Raw genomic sequence first — 19,420 nt, 5'->3', positions numbered from 1 at the left:
ATCTCACCTGCTTTTCTTTAGGTTCCCTTCTACATGGTCGAGCAGAGCTTTTACCGCCTTGGCATCGACGGTAAAGACGCCGACCTTTTCGGGGAAACGGCCTGTCGTGCCGTGGAAATCTGAGCCGCCGCTGACGTACCCATGGCGGTCCTCAGCCAGTTTCAAGAATTCTTTATAGCGGCCGCGGTTCTTGGGATGATAGACTTCGACGCCGTCAAAGTCATGGGCCAGGACCTGGTCCAGCGTCCGCTTGAGCAGGCCCGGATGGGCCAGGATGGCCGTACCGCCGGCCTGGCGGATGAGGGCCACGCAGTCGTCGATGCTGCGGCGGTGATAAGGGACGTAAGCCGGACCGCCGCGGTAGAGCAGTTTATCGAAGACCGTCTTGACGTCGGGGAAATAGCCCTTGGCCACGAGCAGGCGGGCAATGTGGGGCCGGCCGACAGTCCCGCCCTGGCGCAGTGTCGCTTCGATGCCGCTGCGATTGATGTCATAGCCTAAGCTGCGGCAGCGGTCGACGATTTCCAGGGCCCTGTTGAAGCGCCGTTCCTTGAATTGTGCGCAGTAAGCCTGCAAGCCGGCGTCAGCCGTGTCGATGCCGTAGCCCAGGATGTGCACATCTTCGCCGTCACATTCCGAGCTGATTTCAATAGCCGGGATGACGCGGACGCCTGCGGCGAAACGATGGCTGCCGTCATAAGCCGCTACCGTATCGTGGTCGGAAATAGCCATGACGCTGAGCCCGGCGTCGACGGCCATCTGTGTTAGTTGTTCCGGTGTATATACGCCGTCTGAACAAGTCGTATGCATATGTAAATCAACGATCATGGGACGCCACGCCTCCCTGCAATAAGTGAAGAATGGATTTGATGCCGACGCCGGTCGCCCCGATGAGGCCCGTTTCGTCGGCCTTTTCATTGAAGGCCGGGCCGGCGATGTCCAAGTGGATCCACGGCGTGCCGTCGTGGACGAACTGCTTGAGGAAGAGGCCTGCCGTGATGGCTCCCGCTTCGGAGCCGCCGACGTTCTTCAAATCGGCGACGTCGCTTTCCAGGAACTTTTCATATTCTTCATCAGCCGGCAGCTGCCATATCTTTTCGTGAACTTCCGTCGCAGCGCTGAAGAAACGGTTCATCCATTCCTGGTCGTTGCCGATCATGCCCGTCCGCACGGTCCCCAGGGCCGTCACGCAGGCACCGGTCAAAGTCGCCAGGTCGATGAGACGCGTCGCCCCCTTTTCCTGAGCATACGTCAGGGCATCGGCCAGGATGAGCCGCCCTTCGGCATCGGTGTTCTTGACTTCGACCGTCTTGCCGTTGTACATGGTCAGGATGTCGTCGACGTGATAAGCCATGCCGGAGGGAATATTTTCGACCAGCGGGAGGACGGCCAGGACGTTGACGGGATATTTGAGCAGCATCAAAGCCCGCATGACGCCGACAGCCGCTGCGGCACCGGCCATGTCGTCCTTCATGAATTCCAGATTGGCATGGCTCTTGAGGGACAGGCCGCCGCTGTCATAAGTGACGCCCTTGCCGACGATGCCCAGGACTTCCCGGCTGTTAGGGTCGCCCTGGTAGGCAATGGACAGGAGCTGGGGCGGGTTCATGCTGCCCTTGCCGACGGCGACGATGCCGCCCATATGGCGTTTTTCCAGGGCCCATTTATTGAGATTCTCTATGAGGATGTTGTCGCCTTTGAGCATGGCCCCGACGATATCGGCAAACTTGCGCGGCGTCAAATCATTGGACGGCATGTTGACCAGGTCCCGCGCCGCGTAGATGCCTTCATAGATGGATGTATACATGTAGCACATGGAATTGAATTCCTTCGGGCGCAGGCTGTGGGTCAGGATATTGATATTCCCGATAGTCCGGCTCTTGGCCTGGCGTTTATAGTGATTGAATTCGTAATTACGGTAGAGCAGGCCATCGATGAGGGACCCCAGGTCCATATCCAGGGTATCGGCCATGACAGCCAGTTCGCTGACGCCTTCTTTCATGGCTGCGGCCATGAGGCGCCGGGCCATGCGGAAATCTTCATACGTCGAATAGCGGATGGGCTTCCCTTCCAAGCCGATGAGGAAATAGGTCCTGGCCCGGCCGTCAGACAGGCAGTGGAAGACGTGAAGGGACGTATGCTGCAAAATCTCCGGGTGCTGTCCGGCATAGGCCCGGATGAGCTGGACATCCCCTTCGGGCAGCTGGCGCAGCGTCGACCCCCGTTCATTCAGGCCGACAGCGACAGTGTCCATGCCGCCATTGCCATTATAAGTAATCATACACATCGCTCACTTTCAATCTATCAACAAACGAGTAGTTTTTGTAAAATATCACTTCTTTCATTATACATTCGCCGTGTCGCCAAAATCAAGAATCGGGGGAAATTCAAGATTCTGTAAATTTTCTTAAAAAAGCGCTTGCATTTCTCTGAGGTTTAGTGTATTATATTACATGTGCTCAGGAAACAGCGAGTACGAAGGACAACAAAATATGGACCATTAGCTCAGCTGGCAGAGCACCTGACTCTTAATCAGGGTGTCCAGGGTTCGATCCCCTGATGGTCCACCAGAATGAAAAAGGCTTGTCGCATGTGCGGCAAGCCTTTTTTAAGCTGTAGGGGCTCGCACGTGGCGAGCCCGCTCTAGAAATATATACGATTTACCGCCCAGTTTGCTAGAATAATCATCCAAATCCAACGGGTCGCCCACGCGGCGACCCCTACGAACTATAAAACAACAGGGACCACGCATGATGACATAAGTCTTCGTGCGTAGTCCCTGTTTAAGTTATTCATTGTTAGCAGTTCGTAAAAACCAGACGCCCAAGCTGCTAACGGCTAACTGCTAGCTGCCAGCCCCTTACAAATGATAGGGTTCGTGCCGGTCGATTTTGATGGCGCGGTAGATTTGTTCTAATAAGAGGAGGCGTATCATCTGATGGGTCAGGGTGATGCGGCCAAAGGAGATACAGCTGTCGGCTCTGCGGCGGACGAGGTCGCTCAGGCCGAAGGGGCCGCCGATGATGAAGGAGATTTCGCTGCAGCCGTACAGGGCCAGTTTGGCAAAGGACGCCGCCAGGTCTTCAGACGACACGAGCTTGCCCTGCACGTCCAGAGCGAAGAGGTGCGAGCCCTGGCGGACGTGGCGCAGCATCTTCTCCCCTTCCCTGTCGAGGACCTGGGTCTTCTGGGCCGGCGACGGGTTGTCGGGCATCTTCTCTTCGGGCAGGACGGTGAGCTCGACCTGGCCGTACGGGCGCAGGCGCTTCAAGAACTCATCGATGCCGGCCGTGAGGTATTTCTCCTTGATCTTGCCGATGGTAATGACGTGGTACTTCATCAGTTGGTCCCGTCTTCCTGGTCGGACGAATCATTCTGCGGGCTTTCCTGGAGGACGACGGTGACTTCGTGGTCCGAGCCGTTGCGCGTGTAGTCGAGGCTGACCGAATCGCCGACGTTGTGTTTATCCATGACGCTCTGGAGAGCGCTGAAGTCTTTGACATCCGTGCCGTCGAGTTTCAGGATGACGTCGCCATGGCGGAGGCCTGCCTGGTCGAGAGGACCGCCGGCAGCGACTTTATAGACGTAGATGCCGGCTACGTTCAGCTTCATGCCGAAACGGGCTGCCATCTGCTGGTCCAGACCGTATAAGCCGAGGTACGGGCGGACGACTTTGCCGTTCTTGATGAGGTCCTGCAAAATCGGACGGGCTGCGTTGATAGGAATGGCAAAGCCCAGGCCTTCGACGCCTTCCTTGGAAATCTTGGCGCTGTTGATACCGATGACCTTGCCGTCGGCGTCGACGAGGGCGCCGCCAGAATTGCCCGGATTGATGGCTGCGTCGGTCTGGATGAGCTTCATGCTCTGGCCTTCAGCCCCGATGGTCCGATTGAGGGAGCTGATGACGCCGACTGTGACTGTGCCCTGGAATTCCAGGCCCAGGGGGTTGCCGATAGCAATGGCCGGTTCGCCGACCTGGAGGGAATCGCTGTCGCCGAATTCAGCGACGGGCAGGTTGTCCATCTTGATCTTGACGACGGCCAGGTCCGTCTTTTCATCGCGGCCGACGACAGTCCCTTCGGTACTCTGGCCATCGGCCAAAGAAACGATGACCGTCTTGGCCGTGCCGACGACGTGGTTATTAGTGACGATATAGCCGGCCTTGTCGAAGATGACGCCAGAGCCGACGCCTTCACCGACCAGGACTTTGCGGTTGAACATATCGCGGTTATAGACTTTCGTCGTAATGCCGACGACAGCCGGGTTGACTTTCTTGGCAGCCTGGACGACGGCCGTATTGCGGGCATCGGAAATGGAATCCGATTTCGACGGTTCCTGGAGCTGGTTCACCGTCCCGTTATAGGTACCGCTCGGCGTAAAAAAGGCATCGTGGATCTTGAAACCGCCGAAGACGCCGACGGCGATGAGGACGACGGCGGCTGCCGCCGTAATGACATGTTTGCGTTGCATCATAATTCATGACTCCTTTCCTGGAAGCGGACGCTGCCCTTCTGGCAGGCCAACCGCAATAAAATATCCTGGCCGATGACCCGTCCGGCCTGAGACAGGATAGTGCGCATCGTGTGCAGCGCCAGGGCCGGCGTGTTATTCTTTTCGCTGCGGTGTGCCAGGAGGACCCGCATGACGCCCTTCGTCGGCAGACCGGCCAGGAAAGCGGCTGCCGTCTTGTTGGACAGATGGCCCCAGCGGCCGAGGATGCGCTGCTGGAGCGGATAGGGATAGGGCCCGTTGCGGACCATGCCTTCGTCGTGATTGGCTTCTAAAATGAGGATGTCCGCATAAGCCGCTGCCGCCGCGACGTCAGGGCTGACACAGCCTAAATCTGTCGCCAGGGTGATCTTCGATTCGCCGTGGCAGACCGTATAGCCGACGGGCCGCACGGCATCGTGGGATATGGCAAAGGGAATGACCTGGATATCCTTCAGGCCGACGCGGCGTGTCAGGCGGACGAAGCGGTCCTGGAAGCCTTCCACTTTCCGGCCTATGGCCTGCCAGGTCTCGGCTGTCGTATAGACGGGCATGTCCGTCCGCTTGAGGAGCGTCGCCAGGCCGTTGACGTGGTCCGAATGTTCATGGGTGATGAAGACGGCATCGAGGTCCCCTAAAGCGCAGCCGTAGCGCTTCAATCCCTGTTCGATGCGGCGGCAGCTGATGCCGGCATCGATGAGGATATTCGTCTTGCCACAACGGATATAAGCGGCATTGCCCTTGCTGCCGCTGGCCAGCATGCTGACCAGGCAGTCTCCTGCCCGAGCTTCACCGCCGAGATTGGGAATCGTATCGGCCGCTGTCGGTGGTGCCGTGACGGCCGCCCTGCACCCGGCCTGCTGCCGGGCCGCCTGGATAGACAGGGCCATTTCCTGGAGCTGCCTTTCACTTTCCGTCATGGTCTTCCCTCCTTCTGTTGAAAAAAAAAAACCATCGTTCCGGAATAATCCAAACGATGGTCTGTGTGGTGGGCCTAGGTGGACTCGAACCACCGACCTCACGCTTATCAGGCGTGCGCTCTAACCAGCTGAGCTATAGGCCCATGTCATGGGACTTGCTTAGTATAACATACCGCAGGAAATTGTCAAGTGAAAAATTGGTGGGCCTAGGTGGACTTGAACCACCGACCTCACGCTTATCAGGCGTGCGCTCTAACCAGCTGAGCTATAGGCCCATTTCCTAACGACTCGTTTAGTATACCACAGATACAGGACGTGTCAAGGAAATTTTTCCAATTTCTTACATCTTTTTACTTATACTGTTCCATCAGTTTCTTAAAGGCAGCAAAGGACCGTTTAATCATATCCGGATCGACGCAGTACGATACGCGGACATAGCCAGGGCAGCCAAAGCTGTCGGCCGGTACGATGAGCAGATTCAGCTTCTTGGCCTTGTCGGAGAAAGCCTTGGCATCGGCTTCAGGCGATTTGACGAAGAGGTAGAAAGCGCCGCTCGGATAGACGCAGTCGTAGCCCATTTCTCTTAAACCATTATATAAGAGCTTGCGGTTTTCGTCGTAAATGTTCATGTCGCCAGTCTGGCCCAGGCATTTGAGGACGACGTCCTGGAAAAGATGAGGTGCGCAGACAAAGCCCATGGAACGGGCGGCACCGCAGACAGCTGTATAGACTTCCTGGGCATCGGCAGCGCAGTCCGGAACCAGGACATAGCCGATACGTTCGCCCGGCAGGCTCAGGGATTTACTGTACGAATAGCAGATGATCGTGTCTTTGTAGAATTTCGGGACATAGAGGATGGGAAGGCCATCGTAAATGATTTCCCGGTACGGTTCATCTGAAATGATATAGATAGGATGGCCGATTTCCTGGGACTTCCGCGTCAGCAGGGCCGCCAATTTTTCATAGGTATCAGCCGAGTAGACGACGCCAGACGGGTTATTCGGCGAATTGATGATGATTGCCCGTGTATGCGGTGTAATGGCCTTTTCCAGGGCGTCCAGAGAAATCTGGAAGTGTTCCGTATCCGGCGGCAGGACGACGGCTTTGGCATTGGCATTGTGGACAAAGACCGTATATTCCGGGAAGAACGGCGCAATGAGGATGATTTTGTCATCCGGGCCTTCGACGAGGGCTTTGAGGCTGATGGTCAGCGAAGCTGCAGCCCCGCAGGTCATGTAGAAATTATCGGCCCGTACCTGGGCGTCATAAGTCTGGTTCATGTAATCGGCCAGGCCCTGGCGGACAGACGCATCACCGGAAGCTGCCGTATAGCCGTGGATGGCCACGGATTCCCGCGTTTCCAAGATGTCTTCAATGGCTTCTTTGACACAGGCCGGGGCCGGGACGGTCGGATTGCCGATGCTGAAATCGAAGACATTTTCCTTACCGACGATAGCCGCTTGTTCCTGTCCATAAGCGAAGAGGTCACGGATGACCGAAGCCTGGGAGCCCAAGGCGTACATTTCTTTTGATGCCATAATAACAACTCCTTTTAATATATATTGATTAGTTTGTTATTATTATAACACCAATATGAAAAGGAAAACAGCCTATGCTATAATAGATATGATTTCAACTTCCTGAAAGGAGAATTTGCATGAAGAAACTGAGTCCTTATGTATACCTATTCGCTACGGGCCATTTTTCCGTAGACTGGGCGCAAGGCGCCATTCCGGCCCTCCTGCCCTATTTCATCTCGTCGTGCAACCTGAACTATCAGGACGCAGCGACGCTCATCTTTGCCAACATGCTCTTATCATCGGTTTCCCAGCCTATTTTCGGTTATTATTCCGACAAGGTGTCCAAGCCCTGGTTCGCTCCGCTCGGCCCCATCCTCTGCGGCCTCTGCCTGACGATGCTGGCCTTTACGCAGAACTACTGGCTCATCTTCCTCTGCTCCATGTTCAGCGGCTTCGGCTCTTCCATCTATCATCCCGAAGCGGCCCGCATGGTCAATAACATCGCCGGCGACCGCAAGGGACAGGCTATGGGGACCTTTTCCGTCGGCGGCAATGCCGGCTTCGCCATCGGCCCCATGGTTGCCGGAGCCTGTGCCTATGCCTTCGACATCCACGGTCTGGTCGTCTTCGGCATCGTCAACGCCCTCATCGCCTTCGTCCTCTACCATCAGATGCCGCACATCTTATCTCTGGTCAGCGAAGCGGCGACGGCCGAAAAGAAAGCCCATCCCGGGGAAGTCCGGACCAACGACTGGAGTGCCTTCGCCCGCCTGTCCGTCGTCATCTTCGTTCGTTCCATCGGCTTTACGGTCTGCAATACCTTCATTCCCCTCTACTGGATCCACGTCCTCCATGCCTCGCCGGCAACGGGCAGTCTGGCCCTGTCCATCCTCTTTTCCATGGGCGTCGTCATCACCTTCATCGGCGGCGTCCTGGCAGACCGCTTCGGCTTCCTCCGCGTCCTTCGCGGCTCTATGGTGATCATGATTCCGTCCATGTTCTTCCTGGTCAACAGTACGGACATCGTCACGGCGACGCTGCTGCTCCTTCCCGTCGCCTTCTCGCTCTTCGCCGCCTACAGCCCCATCGTCGTCCTCGGCCAGACTTACCTCGGCAAGAACGTCGGCTTCGCTTCTGGCGTCACCCTGGGCCTGACGACGACCATCGGCGGCCTCATCTCGCCCATCGTTGGCTGGGGTGCCGACCAGTGGGGCATCTCCCCGGCCCTGCAATGCCTCTGGATCAGCGCCATCTTCGGCGCCATCTTCGCCTTCCTCATCCCCGTGCCCAAAGCCTGGCGGCATTGATTGTAGGGGTTAGTGGCTAGTGGTTAGTGGTTAGTGGCTAACTGCTGACCGCTGACTGCTGCAAAGCAAAAATCCCCTGCATGATGGTGGAAACCTTCATGCAGGGGATTTTATTTGCATAGATTACTGTGCTTTTGCGACTTCTACGAGTTTTGCGAAAGCAGCTGCGTCGTTGACAGCGAGGTCAGCGAGCATTTTGCGGTTTACGATGACGCCAGCTTTGGTCAGGCCGCAGATGAAGCGGCTGTAGCTGAGGCCGTTAGCACGGGTTGCGGCGTTGATACGGGCAATCCACAATTTACGGAATTCGCGTTTCTTGGCGCGGCGGTCACGACGAGCGTAGTAGAGCGCTTTCATGACGCTTTCGTTAGCTTTTTTGAAGAGACGGCTGCGGGTACCGCGGTAGCCTTTAGCCATTTTTAAGATTTTTTTATGACGAGCGTGTGCTGTAACGCCAACTTTAATTCTTGCCATTAGTCTATTCCTCCGAATCTATATCAAAAAGTATATTACGCTATTAGATGAACGGGCACATCTTGCGGACGGCTTCGGTCATGGTCTTGGAAACGAGCGTAGCTTTTCTCAGGTTACGTTTACGTTTCGGGCTCTTGCTTTCCAGGATGTGGCTCTTATACGGTTTCATGCGTTTGATTTTACCTGTACCAGTTGTGTTAAAGCGTTTTGCCGCAGCACGGCGAGTTTTCAATTTCGGCATAATAATTGTCCTCCTGTTACTTCTTGTTGACAGCGATGACCATGGTCATGTTTCTGCCTTCAATTTTAGGTTCTTTTTCTACATGGGCGGTGTCTTTCAATTCATCAGCGAATCGAACCAGCAAATCACGACCCAGTTCCGGATGGCTCATTTCGCGGCCGCGGAACATGATCGTAACTTTGACTTTGCTGCCTTCACCCAGGAAACGCTGCGCAGCTTTCATCTTAACGTAGAAGTCATGGTCTTCGATATTGGGACGAAGTTTTACTTCTTTCAATGTCAAGACTTTCTGTTTTTTCTTGGCTTCCTTTTCACGCTTCTGCTGTTCATAACGGTATTTACCGTAGTTCATGATGCGGCAGACAGGCGGTTTGCCATTCGGTGCGACTTCTACCAGGTCTAAATGCCGTTCTTCCGCAATCTGGCGGGCCGAACGGAGAGACATAACACCGAGCTGTTCGTTAGAATCACTGACCACGCGTACTTCACGGGCTCTGATTTGATCGTTGATACGTAATTCCTTACTAATCGTCTTTCACCTCCGAAATAAAAAAGAACGGATAGCATCGCTATCCGCTCTACGTTTCCGTCATAGACCTTAGTGACTCCAGCGCCTTGTAAGGTGAGAAGCGGATAGCTTCTGCTTTATTTTCAACAGTACATATTATATCAGCCTTCACAGGCCTTGTCAAGATTATTTAACTTTGACGAAGCGGTAATCCTGTTCGGCACGGGGATATTTTTCCTTATCGACTTCGCTCATGAAATCCTTCAGCGGACGGGCATAGGTCTTCATCGTGTCGTGCAAGGCTTTGTAAATGACGAATTTTTCACCTGTCTCCGTATGTTCGGCAATGGTAATAATTTCATAGGTATTCTTCTTGAAGTGGCGCCAAATTTCATGTGCTTTCGGTAATTCTCTCATCGATAACCCTCCTAATAATCTACATTACTAACCTGGTGTAATTATACCATAGTTTCTCTTTATTTCAATGGCTTCATGATGGGAGCCGCCGGCCTTTTCTGCCGCAGCTGGTCCAAAGCAGCCTGTACGGCCGGCACATCGATGCAGTCGCTTTCCTTTTCAGCGACGTCGATGCCCAGGCGCAGCTTGGCTTCCTTCTTGATGGCCTTATAGAGGCCTTTGGGGAAATCGGCCAACGTCGTCGTCACGCCCCGCGGGAAGACGGCTTCCCGTTCCAGCGTATAGCCGTCGGGATAACGGCGGGAACAGCGGGGATGATACATGTCGACATACAGGCGGTCGACGAACTTGCCACTGACATTGGTCAATTCAAAGACGTCCAGGTTCCCGACCTGACCGGCCTTGTGGAAAAAGACCATGGAACCCGTCCGGCGCAGGCGCAGGCGCGACAAATAGACGAATTCACCGCTCGGTCCGTTGACGGGGATGGGATTGGTCGCATCATGGCCAAAACGGCCGTAAGCTCCGGGAAGGACATCGCAGTCTTCCCCATGCCGTACCTTGTCGGCCAGCTCTCCCGATAAAGCCTGGTTCTGCAATTCCGGTGAATTAAAGATCTGCAAGGCATTGTCATAGATCTCCTCGCTCTTCGTCCGCTGATGTTCTTTAAAAAAGGCATCAAAAAATCCCATAGTCTTCCTCCTAATATATATAATACATTAATAATAGCATCTTTAATGGATATCATCCGCCAAACACTCAACCTGTCATCTGGCAGATATACTTATTATAATTATAAGGCATTTCACGCCATGCCGCTAGTGCCGAGAAAAGCGTCTTTTACTAAGTTTTAAGTTCTTCCTTTATTTAAACGTAAATTTTAATATTTTTCTGTTATGAATAAATATCTATTTTACAGTGCTTTATACTTCCTGTTTTTTACCTCATCTTTCTTCTTTTTAAAAAATCAGCTCCCCCATTTTCTTGATTTTATATCGTCATTTAGCCATTTATTGCCTTTAAATCATTTATCAGCCCTGTCGTTGCATTTTTCAGCCATTGATTTTATTTACTCGTATGTTATTATATTTATAGATAAAGAGTTCTCCTACAGGTAGAACGAATATCTGGTAATCATTTAAAATTATTAAGTATCGTCATATAATAAGGAAGAAAAGAGGTAAGAACTATGAACTTAAGTGCCAATGCAAAAATCATCATCTCCATGAGTGCTTTACTTTCATACAGTTTCATCGCTCATCTTCTTTAAGAGGGATAGGAAAAGGGCTCGTGGCTAGGGGCTAGGGGTTCGTAGGGGCCGTCCCAAAGGGCGGCCCGCCTAGGAAATGTGCGATTTCCCACTCCGTTTGCTGAGAGAATTTCCAAAATTCATAACGGGCTCCCCACGTGGCGCCCCTACAAACTCCGTACTACAAACTATGTTGAAAGAGCAACCTCTCAGTCAGCTTCGCTGACAGCTCTCCTATGAGGAGAGCCGGGCCGCCCGCTGGGACGGCCCTTACATAACTATACGCATAGCGAATTATTCGTCCACTTTATTCTTTTCGCATCTGCTTCTTCCTTTAGCATGAGTATCTAGCATAAGAAAAATTCATTTTCCTCTTGCATTTCATTGTGAAAAAATGTACTATATAGACATGGAGATTGTGAAATTTAGAACTCAAGTTCTTCATTTCAGCGTAACCCCCAAGGAGCTGCGTAAGCGGCGGCTCCGTCAAAAAAGTCTTATATACTATATTATTCTATACTCTGTTCCACATCAGAAAGGATGGTTTTTCTAATGAGAGATGCTGTTATCGTAAGTGCTTGCCGTACGGCCATCGGCAGTTTCAATGGCCAGTTCGCAGACGTCACCGCTATAGACCTCGGTGTCGCTGCTGTTACTGAAGCAATCAAACGCGCAGGTATTCCTGTAGATCAGATCGACGAAGTCATCATGGGCCACGTACTCCAGGCTGGCTGCGGTGAAAACACGGCCCGTCAGGTAGCCCTCCATTCGGGTATTCCTCAGGAAGTTCCTGCTTTCACATTGAATAAACTCTGCGGTTCCGGTATGCGTGCCATTTCCCTCGCATCCCAGCAGATCAAACTCGGCGATGCCGACATCATCGTAGCCGGCGGTATGGAATCCATGTCCAACGCCCCCTACTCCATCGCTAAAGGCCGCCGCGGCTACCGTATGGGTAACGGCGTCCTCGAAGACTTGCTCATGCGCGATGGCCTGTTCTGCACAGAAAACAATTACCACATGGGCGTAACGGCTGAAAACGTCGCTGCCCGCTTTGGCGTAACCCGTGAAGATCAGGATAAATTGGCTTGCCGTTCTGAAAACCTGGCTTACAAAGCTCAGCAGGAAGGCAAATTCGACAGCCAGATCGTTCCGGTAACGGTTCATAAGAGAAAAGGCGATGTCATCGTCGACAAAGACGAATTCATCCGCCCGAACTGCACCATGGAAACCTTGGCTAAACTCCGTCCGGCCTTCATCAAAAACGGCACGGTTACCGCTGGTAACGCCTCCGGCATCAACGACGGCGCAGCTGCTGTTGTCGTAATGTCCGCTGAAAAAGCTAAAGAACTCGGCATCAAACCGCTGGCTCGCATCATCGACTGGGCTTCGGCTGGTGTTGAACCGGCTATCATGGGTACCGGCCCGGTTCCGGCAGTCCGCAAAGTCATGAAGAAGACCGGCATGAACGTCGACCAGATGGACCTCATCGAATTGAACGAAGCTTTCGCAGCTCAGTCCGTATACTGCTGCCGCGAACTCGGCCTCAACATGGACAAAGTCAACATCCACGGCGGCGCTATCGCCCTCGGCCATCCGATCGGCTGCTCCGGCGCTCGTATCGTCGTCACCTTGCTCTACGCATTGGCTGAACCGGAAATCAACGGTAAATATGGTCTGGCTTCCCTCTGCATCGGCGGCGGCCAGGGCACGGCTATCATCGTAGAACGTCTGTAATTTAACAAAATTCCCTATTCCCTAGCAATAAGTAATGGAGATGTATAGAGTACGTAATTTTTGGAACGTTCTCTATACATTTTCTTTAAAATGGTGTATGATAGCAATATCAGAGTGTCATTTATAATATGACGCTTTCGCACGGTGCATCCTCTCATACTGATACACCGGCATCTATTTCAATACGTAAAAATTTTCAAGGAGTGATTCCAATGAAAGAAGTAGTTATCGTAAGTGCTTGCCGTACGGCAATTGGTAAATTCGGCGGCGGTTTCAAAAACACACCGGCTGTAGAACTCGGTGCTGTCGTCATTAAAGAAGCGCTCAAACGCGCTGGTATCGAAGGCAAAGATGTCGACGAAGTCGTAATGGGCAACGTCCTCCAGGCTGCTCAGGGTCAGAACCCGGCTCGTCAGGCTATGATCAAAGCTGGTATGCCGATTGAAGTCCCGGCTCTTACGGTCAATAAAGTTTGCGGTTCCGGTCTCCGCTGCGTATCCTTGGCAGCTCAGATGATCAAAGCCGGCGACGCTGACGTCATCGTAGCAGGCGGCATGGAAAACATGTCCATGGCTCCCTTCGCCGTTCCGAAAGCTCGTTATGGCTATCGCATGGGCAATGGTGTCCTCGTCGATACGATGATCAAAGATGGCCTCTGGGACGCATTCAACGACTATCATATGGGCATCACGGCTGAAAACGTTGCTGAACGTTTCGGCATCACTCGTGAAGACCAGGACGCACTCGGTGTCCGTTCTCAGGTCAAAGCTTGCGAAGCTATCAAGAGCGGCGCATTCAAATCCCAGATCGTTCCGGTAACGGTTCATCAGAAGAAACAGGACGTCGTCATCGACACGGACGAATTCCCGCGTGAAGGCACGACCCTGGAAGGCCTTGCTAAATTGAAACCGGCCTTCAAAAAAGGCGGCACCGTTACGGCTGGTAACGCTTCCGGCATCAACGACGGCGCAGCTGCCTTCGTAGTTATGTCCGCTGATAAAGCTAAAGAACTCGGCCTCAAACCGATGGCTAAGATCGTAAGCTATGCTTCCGCTGGCGTAGATCCCGCTATCATGGGTACCGGCCCTGTTCCTTCTTCCCGTAAAGCATTGGCTAAAGCAGGCCTGGAAGTCAAAGACCTCGACCTCGTCGAAGCTAACGAAGCATTCGCAGCTCAGGCTGTATACTGCTGCCGTGAACTCGGTTTCGATATGGACAAAGTCAACATCCATGGCGGCGCTATCGCCCTCGGCCATCCGATTGGTGCATCGGGCGCTCGTATCCTCGTAACCTTGCTCTATGGCTTGAAAGAAGTCGGCGGCAAATACGGTTTGGCTACACTGTGCATCGGTGGCGGCCAGGGTACGGCTTGCGTCGTAGAAAACATCGACTAATTTCATCTCTCATGTGTAAAAAGGCTTGTCGCTTCGGCGGCAAGCTTTTTTTTAGCAGTCAGCTGATATTTTTGAATTTCTGTAGGGGCGACCACATAGGGCGCCCACTTCAGGATTATGCAATCTTCCATTCAGATTGCTGGGAAACTCATTCAAATTCCCAACGGGTCCCCACGTACGATTCCTACAGTGCTACGAGCCACGAAACACGAACCACTAAACTCTATTCCCATTTGGAATATAGAGCGTGAAAAGTGGCCCAAATACATATAACGTTTTTTCAAAAAGTATTTAATTTTCCCGGCAAAAATGATAGAATTAATTTGCTAAAAATTTCAAGCCATGCTTATACGCATCACTAACGAAAGAAGGACTGATAATGAAAACTACATGTCGTAAAATGTCTGTGGTACAGTTGACCTTTGTCACTGCTGCCAACATGCTTGGCGCCGGTATCATCATGCTGCCGACCAAGCTCGCCGAAGTCGGTACGATCTCGATTATTTCCTGGATTATTACCTCACTAGGCTCTTTAGCCCTGGCCATGGCTTTTGCCCGATGTGGCATGTTCACGACAAAGCCAGGTGGTATGGGCGGTTACTCCGAATACGCTTTCGGGCGTGTAGGACATTTTATGGCTAATTACGCCTACTCTGTTTCCATCGTAATTGCAAACGTCGCTATCGCCATTACGGCGGTCGGCTACGGCGCCGGTTTCCTTGAGACAACCTTTACGCCGTTACAGACGTGTTTATATACGATCGCTTTATTGTGGATCGCGGCAGCCCTCAACTTCAGCGGCTCCCGTTATTCCGGCAAGCTCAGTGCCATCACCATCTGGGGTGCCATCATCCCGGTCCTGGGCATTTCCATCATCGGCTGGCATTGGTTCAGCCCGGCTACCTGGCTGGCTTCGTGGAACCCCAATAACCTGGGACTCAGCGATGCCGTCGGCAATTCCATCGCCCTGACCTTGTGGTCCTTCTTGGGACTCGAATCGGCAGCAGTCAACATGGATGCCGTTGAAAATCCGAAGAAATCCGTTCCTATTGCCACTTTCGTCAGCACCCTCGGCGTCGCCATCATCTACGTCGCCTCGACGAACGTCATTGCAGGCATCGTCCCCAATGCGGAAATCCTGGCATCGAGCGCTCCCTTCGGCCTGGCCTTCTCGTACATGCTCGGCGATACGGCCGGCAAAGCCGTCATGGGCCTGATGGTGTTCTCCTGTGCCGGTTCCCTCTTGTCCTGGCAGTTCACCCTGGCCCGCGTCTTCAAGACCAGCGCCCAGCGCGGCCTGTTCCCCAAGATTTTCGCCAAAGTCACAAGCGCTGACGTCCCGGTCAAAGGCATGTTGTGCATCCTCTGCATGCAGAGCCTCCTGGCCCTCATGACCATCAGCCCGACCCTGGCCGCCCAGTTCGAACTCCTGGCCAACCTGGCCGTCGTCACCAACGTCATCCCCTACATGCTCTGTGCCGGGGCCCTGACGACGATCCTCACCAAGGAACATATCCCCAATGAAGTCTGTAACAGAAATACGTCGATATTCCTGGCAGGCGTATCCATTATCTATTGCGTATATGCATTGACCACCACCGATGCCACGACCTTCCTCAGCGGCTGTTTCGCCGTCTTCCTGGGATGGCTGGTATACGTCATCCGCTTCACCATCATGAAGCAGACCATCGTGGAAATTAAATAAAAAAAAGGCTTGTCGCCGTGCGACAAGCCTTTTTTACTGTAGGGGTCGCCACGTGGGCGACCCGCTGGATATCAGGCGACGTTCTCCTTGAACCGGAAAATCATTCATATTCTGAGGCGGGCTTGCCACGGCAAGCCCCTACAATTTCTACAAACTACAAACTCCTCTTCCCCTCAAAGGCCGCCAGGACGACGTTGCGCATGGCTACGCAGCCGATGATGGTCAGGGCGGCTACGACGAAGGGCGTGACGAAGACCAGGGGATTGTTCTGGAGGATCGGCATGGCCTTGAAGATGTACGTAAAGACGTGTATCTGGCTGTCGAAGAGGATGTGCTGGACCAGGGCCCACATGAGGACCATGACGACGATGGCGGCAATGTGGACCAGCCGCTTTTTCCCCTGATAACCATAGCGCTTATACGGGAAGAAATAGAAGGCGAAGGTGGCAATGACGAAGATGCTCATGCCGATGAAGCAGAAGCCCATGATGGCCATGATGCCGACGACCAGGCTCTGCGTCACGGACGAGTCGCTGACGGCTGGGAAGAGGAACATGCCCAGCACGGCACACGGCAGGGGCAGGCTGTAGACGATGGGATCGATGAACTGGGAGTACCAGTATTTCCGCCGGCGCCCTTTCCAGAAATCGACGGCCCGTGCCGCCAGATACTGTATGGCGACGGTCAGGAACATCCACAGGGCGAATAATCCGACCCGGACGGGATAAGAATGCCAGCAGTCCAGGCCGGTCAGGCCGTTGAGCAGGCCGACAGCGACGAGCAGGACGACGGCGCCGCCATACAGAGTCGCCCCGGATGACGCATAATCGCCGTCCCTGCCCGCACGACGGCGGCGATAGCCCAGCCACAGGGGAATGGCAAAGGATAAGATAAAAAAGGCCAGAATCGACGCTGAGGCGATATATGGCCTATCTGAAGCAAAGGCACCAAAGGGCAGCGGCAGGATGCCGCACGACGCCCAGACGACGGCCAGCAGCCGATCGTGCCATGTCTGTTTTTGTAAGTTGTCCATTAACCTACTTCCTTTCGGCCCGGCAGGAGCTGGGATATGGCGTAAGCCAGGAGCATGGTCAGGCTGATTTCTGCGTACATGCCGACGATGAATACGATATCACGGCCAATGGTCGGCCATTCCCAGAAAGGCGCAGCCTTCCAATAGACACCCATGAAGGCCGTAAAGGCCCCGATAGCCGCAAAGACGATGAACCACATGAGGGCCATGACCCAGCGGCGGATACGCCCGCCCTTGGGGCCAAACGTCGCATCGCGGCAGCCCACGTAGGCTACGGGGATGACCAGCGATAAAAAGACATAACTTACCATGGCTACGACGGCACTGGAGCCGCTGTGGATCGTATAGGCACCGATGGGAATGGGAATGATAAAGAAACACATGAAGACACATTGCCGCAAGATATCGCGCCACCAACTCATTTTCTGCAAGACCTCCTAAAATAATGCAAACGAAATCACTTTAGTATACCATATCCCTAAAAGAAAAAAAAGTTTGCACAAGGCCTGGCTTTTGTGTACAATAGAAATTATAGCAAGTGATTTTAGTCCGCACAGAAAGGAACATACATGACAAAGAATTTTGAAATCCTCGGCATTACGCCGAAGATTTGTGAACTCCTCCATAAGCAGGGCGTCGACGAACCGACGGCCATCCAGGCCCAGGCCATTCCGCCGCTGTTCAAGGGCCGCGACATCCTGGCCCAGGCCCAGACCGGCACGGGCAAGACCTTTGCCTTCCTCCTGCCGTCGCTGCAGCAGATCAAGACGGATATCCACGCCGAACAGGTCCTGGTCATGGCACCGACACGGGAATTGGCCCGTCAAATTGCCGACGTCGCCGATACGCTGGCACCGGAACTGGGCATCGACGTCCTCAGCCTCATCGGCGGCAAGACCATCGAGAATCAGCTGCAGAAACTGCACCGCCATCCGCACGTCATCATCGGCACACCAGGCCGGCTTCTCGACCACTGCCGCCGCCATTCCCTCGACCTCAGCGGCGTCCGCCGGGTCATCGTCGACGAAGCGGACCAGATGCTCCAGGCCGGCTTCCTGGAAGACGTCGATACCCTCATCGGCCTGACGCCGAAACGGCGGCAGCTCCTCTTCTTCTCGGCCACTGTCCCGGATAAGATCAAAGGCCTGGCCAAGAAGCACATGCAGAGCCCGCTGGTCCTGAATATTCTCGAAGGCCAGACCATCGCCCTGGAAAACATCGAACAGCGCATCTACATGATGACAGAAGAACAGAAACTGCCGAAGCTCTGCCAGATGCTGACCGACATGAACCCCTACCTGGCCATCGTCTTCTGCAACACCAAGGAATGGACTTCCCTCCTGGCAGGCAAACTTATCGCCAAGGGCTTCAACATCGGCGAACTCCACGGCGACATGTCCCAGAGCCGCCGTAACCAGGTCCTGCGCGACTTTGCCAAAGCCAAGACGCAGATCCTGGTCGCCACGGACATCGCCGCCCGCGGCATCGATATCGAAGGCATTACCCACGTCTTCAACTTCGATGTCCCCCACGACGTCGACTACTACATCCACCGCATCGGCCGCACGGGCCGGGCCGGCAGCGAAGGCTTGTCCATCATGTTCGCCACGGCAGCCGATGAAAACTGGGTCCGCCGCATCGAACACAACATCCACGCGACGATCACCAAATATACCCTGACCGGTCAGGTGAAGGTCAAGGCCAGCAGCCGTCCGCCGAAAAAGAAAAAGACCTACAAGGACAAGCTGCCTGCCAGCACCTACCAGACGACCAAGGAAAAACGCCATAAACAGCGCCATAAGGGCGGAGACAACCGCCGGCGCCGCTAAGGAGGTCTTACTCATGAAAAGTTATCTCACGATAGTCCTCATGCTCTTCACGCTCATAGCCGCAGGTTGTACGCCGGCGACGCCGACCAATTCCCAGCCGCAGAAACAGCAGACCCAGACCCAGCAGCAACAGCCTGGCGAAAGCAAGCAGAGTCAGGATACGAAGAGCCAGGCCGACACGAAAGAAACGCCGGTCGCCAACTTGCCGACCATCGGCGATACCCAGGCCGATTGGGAAAATGAATGGGGCCATCCCTACTCCCAGGGCGACACGATCCGCGTCTTCCATAATGGCCGCTACCAGGTCGTCTTCCAGAACGGCCGGGCCGTTACAGTGACTATCAAAGTCCAAGACGGTGAAAACGTCAATATCAGTGACCTCCTGCCGGAAGATGCCCAGAAACAATCGGCATCGTCAAAAAATATCGGCGGTTCCCAGATGGGCGTCGAAAAATGGCACAGCAAGACCCTGGAAAAAGCCTTATCCTCGACAAAAGGCAACTTCACGGTCATGAAACAACCGGGCAGCATCATCATCGACTGCACTCCGGATTTAAAAAAATAATCAATGTAGGGGCGCCACGTGGGGCGCCCGCTT

General features: G+C 53.8%; 19 protein-coding genes, 3 tRNA genes and 1 other annotated feature. Of the genes, 7 read left to right on the top strand and 15 right to left on the bottom strand.

Going from position 1 to position 19,420, the window contains the following annotated elements; all coding sequences use genetic code 11:
• Positions 1 to 3: 3 nt before the first annotated feature.
• Together WMO23_RS03440 and WMO23_RS03435 are read right to left on the bottom strand one after the other, a co-directional pair.
• Complete coding sequence (locus tag WMO23_RS03440) at positions 4 to 828, bottom strand: PHP domain-containing protein (protein ID WP_020310411.1); 825 nt, start codon at positions 826 to 828, stop codon at positions 4 to 6.
• Complete coding sequence (locus WMO23_RS03435; protein ID WP_020310410.1) at positions 818 to 2,281, bottom strand: leucyl aminopeptidase; 1,464 nt, start codon at positions 2,279 to 2,281, stop codon at positions 818 to 820. Before WMO23_RS03435 ends, WMO23_RS03440 begins: the two co-directional genes overlap by 11 nt.
• Before the next feature lie 213 nt (positions 2,282 to 2,494).
• Between WMO23_RS03435 and WMO23_RS03430 the strand changes: the two genes are divergently transcribed.
• A tRNA-Lys gene (locus tag WMO23_RS03430) sits at positions 2,495 to 2,570 on the top strand.
• A gap of 290 nt (positions 2,571 to 2,860) precedes the next feature.
• Here WMO23_RS03430 and rlmH read toward each other — a convergent pair.
• The 6 genes from rlmH to WMO23_RS03400 form a co-directional block, all read right to left on the bottom strand.
• Positions 2,861 to 3,340 (bottom strand): 23S rRNA (pseudouridine(1915)-N(3))-methyltransferase RlmH, encoded by a 480-nt coding sequence (gene rlmH / locus WMO23_RS03425; RefSeq protein WP_020310409.1) that lies wholly within the window; start codon positions 3,338 to 3,340, stop codon positions 2,861 to 2,863.
• Positions 3,340 to 4,473, bottom strand: coding sequence for a S1C family serine protease (locus tag WMO23_RS03420; protein ID WP_020310408.1), 1,134 nt, complete (start codon positions 4,471 to 4,473; stop codon positions 3,340 to 3,342). Before WMO23_RS03420 ends, rlmH begins: the two co-directional genes overlap by 1 nt.
• Positions 4,470 to 5,408 carry an MBL fold metallo-hydrolase gene (locus WMO23_RS03415; RefSeq protein ID WP_020310407.1) on the bottom strand — a complete coding sequence of 313 codons (939 nt, stop codon included), beginning with the start codon at positions 5,406 to 5,408 and terminating at the stop codon, positions 4,470 to 4,472. The genes WMO23_RS03420 and WMO23_RS03415 overlap by 4 nt, the downstream gene beginning before the upstream one ends.
• Positions 5,409 to 5,474: 66 nt before the next feature.
• Positions 5,475 to 5,551: transfer RNA gene (locus WMO23_RS03410), tRNA-Ile, on the bottom strand.
• 55 nt (positions 5,552 to 5,606) lie between these two features.
• Positions 5,607 to 5,683: transfer RNA gene (locus WMO23_RS03405), tRNA-Ile, on the bottom strand.
• A gap of 75 nt (positions 5,684 to 5,758) precedes the next feature.
• On the bottom strand, positions 5,759 to 6,946 hold the full coding sequence (locus WMO23_RS03400; protein WP_020310406.1) for a pyridoxal phosphate-dependent aminotransferase: 1,188 nt from the start codon (positions 6,944 to 6,946) through the stop codon (positions 5,759 to 5,761).
• 119 nt (positions 6,947 to 7,065) lie between these two features.
• On the opposite strand from WMO23_RS03400, the gene WMO23_RS03395 reads away from it, so the two are divergent.
• Positions 7,066 to 8,235, top strand: a complete 1,170-nt coding sequence (locus WMO23_RS03395; RefSeq protein ID WP_020310405.1) for an MFS transporter — start codon at positions 7,066 to 7,068, stop codon at positions 8,233 to 8,235.
• Positions 8,236 to 8,358: 123 nt separating this feature from the next.
• Here WMO23_RS03395 and rplT read toward each other — a convergent pair whose 3' ends face one another.
• The 5 genes from rplT to WMO23_RS03370 form a co-directional block, all read right to left on the bottom strand.
• The gene (gene rplT / locus WMO23_RS03390; RefSeq protein WP_014015987.1) at positions 8,359 to 8,709 is read right to left on the bottom strand and encodes a 50S ribosomal protein L20; all 351 of its coding nucleotides are present in this window, start codon (positions 8,707 to 8,709) and stop codon (positions 8,359 to 8,361) included.
• Between the two features lie 43 nt (positions 8,710 to 8,752).
• Positions 8,753 to 8,950 (bottom strand): 50S ribosomal protein L35, encoded by a 198-nt coding sequence (gene rpmI / locus WMO23_RS03385; protein ID WP_014015986.1) that lies wholly within the window; start codon positions 8,948 to 8,950, stop codon positions 8,753 to 8,755.
• A gap of 16 nt (positions 8,951 to 8,966) precedes the next feature.
• Positions 8,967 to 9,479 carry a translation initiation factor IF-3 gene (gene infC, locus WMO23_RS03380; RefSeq protein WP_071601828.1) on the bottom strand — a complete coding sequence of 171 codons (513 nt, stop codon included), beginning with the start codon at positions 9,477 to 9,479 and terminating at the stop codon, positions 8,967 to 8,969.
• A gap of 13 nt (positions 9,480 to 9,492) precedes the next feature.
• Positions 9,493 to 9,602 (bottom strand) — a sequence feature (ribosomal protein L20 leader region).
• 42 nt (positions 9,603 to 9,644) lie between these two features.
• On the bottom strand, positions 9,645 to 9,875 hold the full coding sequence (locus tag WMO23_RS03375) for a DUF1653 domain-containing protein (protein ID WP_020310403.1): 231 nt from the start codon (positions 9,873 to 9,875) through the stop codon (positions 9,645 to 9,647).
• 59 nt (positions 9,876 to 9,934) lie between these two features.
• Positions 9,935 to 10,567, bottom strand: a complete 633-nt coding sequence (locus tag WMO23_RS03370; protein ID WP_020310402.1) for a hypothetical protein — start codon at positions 10,565 to 10,567, stop codon at positions 9,935 to 9,937.
• Between the two features lie 1,109 nt (positions 10,568 to 11,676).
• Between WMO23_RS03370 and WMO23_RS03365 the strand changes: the two genes are divergently transcribed.
• The 3 genes from WMO23_RS03365 to potE all read left to right on the top strand — a co-directional run bounded on the left by WMO23_RS03365 (position 11,677) and on the right by potE (position 15,960).
• The gene (locus tag WMO23_RS03365; protein ID WP_020723813.1) at positions 11,677 to 12,861 is read left to right on the top strand and encodes an acetyl-CoA C-acetyltransferase; all 1,185 of its coding nucleotides are present in this window, start codon (positions 11,677 to 11,679) and stop codon (positions 12,859 to 12,861) included.
• Between the two features lie 212 nt (positions 12,862 to 13,073).
• A complete protein-coding gene (locus WMO23_RS03360) occupies positions 13,074 to 14,255 on the top strand; it encodes an acetyl-CoA C-acetyltransferase (protein ID WP_020310399.1) in 1,182 nt (393 codons plus the stop codon).
• Positions 14,256 to 14,634: 379 nt separating this feature from the next.
• A complete protein-coding gene (potE, locus tag WMO23_RS03355; RefSeq protein ID WP_349173259.1) occupies positions 14,635 to 15,960 on the top strand; it encodes a putrescine-ornithine antiporter in 1,326 nt (441 codons plus the stop codon).
• Between the two features lie 154 nt (positions 15,961 to 16,114).
• Here potE and WMO23_RS03350 read toward each other — a convergent pair whose 3' ends face one another.
• Both WMO23_RS03350 and WMO23_RS03345 read right to left on the bottom strand, forming a co-directional pair.
• Positions 16,115 to 16,993: a hypothetical protein gene (locus WMO23_RS03350; RefSeq protein WP_302681242.1), complete on the bottom strand. Its 879-nt coding sequence runs from the start codon at positions 16,991 to 16,993 to the stop codon at positions 16,115 to 16,117.
• Positions 16,993 to 17,415 (bottom strand): hypothetical protein, encoded by a 423-nt coding sequence (locus WMO23_RS03345; protein ID WP_020310396.1) that lies wholly within the window; start codon positions 17,413 to 17,415, stop codon positions 16,993 to 16,995. The genes WMO23_RS03350 and WMO23_RS03345 overlap by 1 nt, the downstream gene beginning before the upstream one ends.
• A gap of 147 nt (positions 17,416 to 17,562) precedes the next feature.
• Here WMO23_RS03345 and WMO23_RS03340 point away from each other — a divergent pair, with 147 nt between their 5' ends.
• Entirely contained in the window at positions 17,563 to 18,822 is a 1,260-nt protein-coding gene (locus WMO23_RS03340; protein ID WP_292106194.1) for a DEAD/DEAH box helicase, read from the top strand.
• A gap of 13 nt (positions 18,823 to 18,835) precedes the next feature.
• Positions 18,836 to 19,387: a hypothetical protein gene (locus WMO23_RS03335; protein ID WP_020310394.1), complete on the top strand. Its 552-nt coding sequence runs from the start codon at positions 18,836 to 18,838 to the stop codon at positions 19,385 to 19,387.
• Positions 19,388 to 19,420 lie beyond the last annotated feature (33 nt).

Source organism: Megasphaera intestinihominis (assembly GCF_040096415.1).
In the GTDB taxonomy this organism is placed as follows: Bacteria; Bacillota; Negativicutes; order Veillonellales; family Megasphaeraceae; genus Megasphaera; species Megasphaera intestinihominis.
This window is presented reverse-complemented; position numbering and strand designations above follow the sequence as displayed.

Coding starts and splice junctions, on each gene's coding strand:
- WMO23_RS03360 (WP_020310399.1), top strand. CDS start 13,074: ATGAAAGAAGTAGTTATCGTAAGTGCTTGCCGTACGGCAATTGGTAAA.
- potE (WP_349173259.1), top strand. CDS start 14,635: ATGAAAACTACATGTCGTAAAATGTCTGTGGTACAGTTGACCTTTGTC.
- WMO23_RS03365 (WP_020723813.1), top strand. CDS start 11,677: ATGAGAGATGCTGTTATCGTAAGTGCTTGCCGTACGGCCATCGGCAGT.
- WMO23_RS03370 (WP_020310402.1), bottom strand. CDS start 10,567: ATGGGATTTTTTGATGCCTTTTTTAAAGAACATCAGCGGACGAAGAGC.
- rpmI (WP_014015986.1), bottom strand. CDS start 8,950: ATGCCGAAATTGAAAACTCGCCGTGCTGCGGCAAAACGCTTTAACACA.
- rplT (WP_014015987.1), bottom strand. CDS start 8,709: ATGGCAAGAATTAAAGTTGGCGTTACAGCACACGCTCGTCATAAAAAA.
- WMO23_RS03440 (WP_020310411.1), bottom strand. CDS start 828: ATGATCGTTGATTTACATATGCATACGACTTGTTCAGACGGCGTATAT.
- WMO23_RS03400 (WP_020310406.1), bottom strand. CDS start 6,946: ATGGCATCAAAAGAAATGTACGCCTTGGGCTCCCAGGCTTCGGTCATC.
- WMO23_RS03340 (WP_292106194.1), top strand. CDS start 17,563: ATGACAAAGAATTTTGAAATCCTCGGCATTACGCCGAAGATTTGTGAA.
- WMO23_RS03350 (WP_302681242.1), bottom strand. CDS start 16,993: ATGGACAACTTACAAAAACAGACATGGCACGATCGGCTGCTGGCCGTC.
- WMO23_RS03345 (WP_020310396.1), bottom strand. CDS start 17,415: ATGAGTTGGTGGCGCGATATCTTGCGGCAATGTGTCTTCATGTGTTTC.
- WMO23_RS03335 (WP_020310394.1), top strand. CDS start 18,836: ATGAAAAGTTATCTCACGATAGTCCTCATGCTCTTCACGCTCATAGCC.
- WMO23_RS03420 (WP_020310408.1), bottom strand. CDS start 4,473: ATGATGCAACGCAAACATGTCATTACGGCGGCAGCCGCCGTCGTCCTC.
- rlmH (WP_020310409.1), bottom strand. CDS start 3,340: ATGAAGTACCACGTCATTACCATCGGCAAGATCAAGGAGAAATACCTC.
- WMO23_RS03395 (WP_020310405.1), top strand. CDS start 7,066: ATGAAGAAACTGAGTCCTTATGTATACCTATTCGCTACGGGCCATTTT.
- WMO23_RS03435 (WP_020310410.1), bottom strand. CDS start 2,281: ATGATTACTTATAATGGCAATGGCGGCATGGACACTGTCGCTGTCGGC.
- WMO23_RS03415 (WP_020310407.1), bottom strand. CDS start 5,408: ATGACGGAAAGTGAAAGGCAGCTCCAGGAAATGGCCCTGTCTATCCAG.
- WMO23_RS03375 (WP_020310403.1), bottom strand. CDS start 9,875: ATGAGAGAATTACCGAAAGCACATGAAATTTGGCGCCACTTCAAGAAG.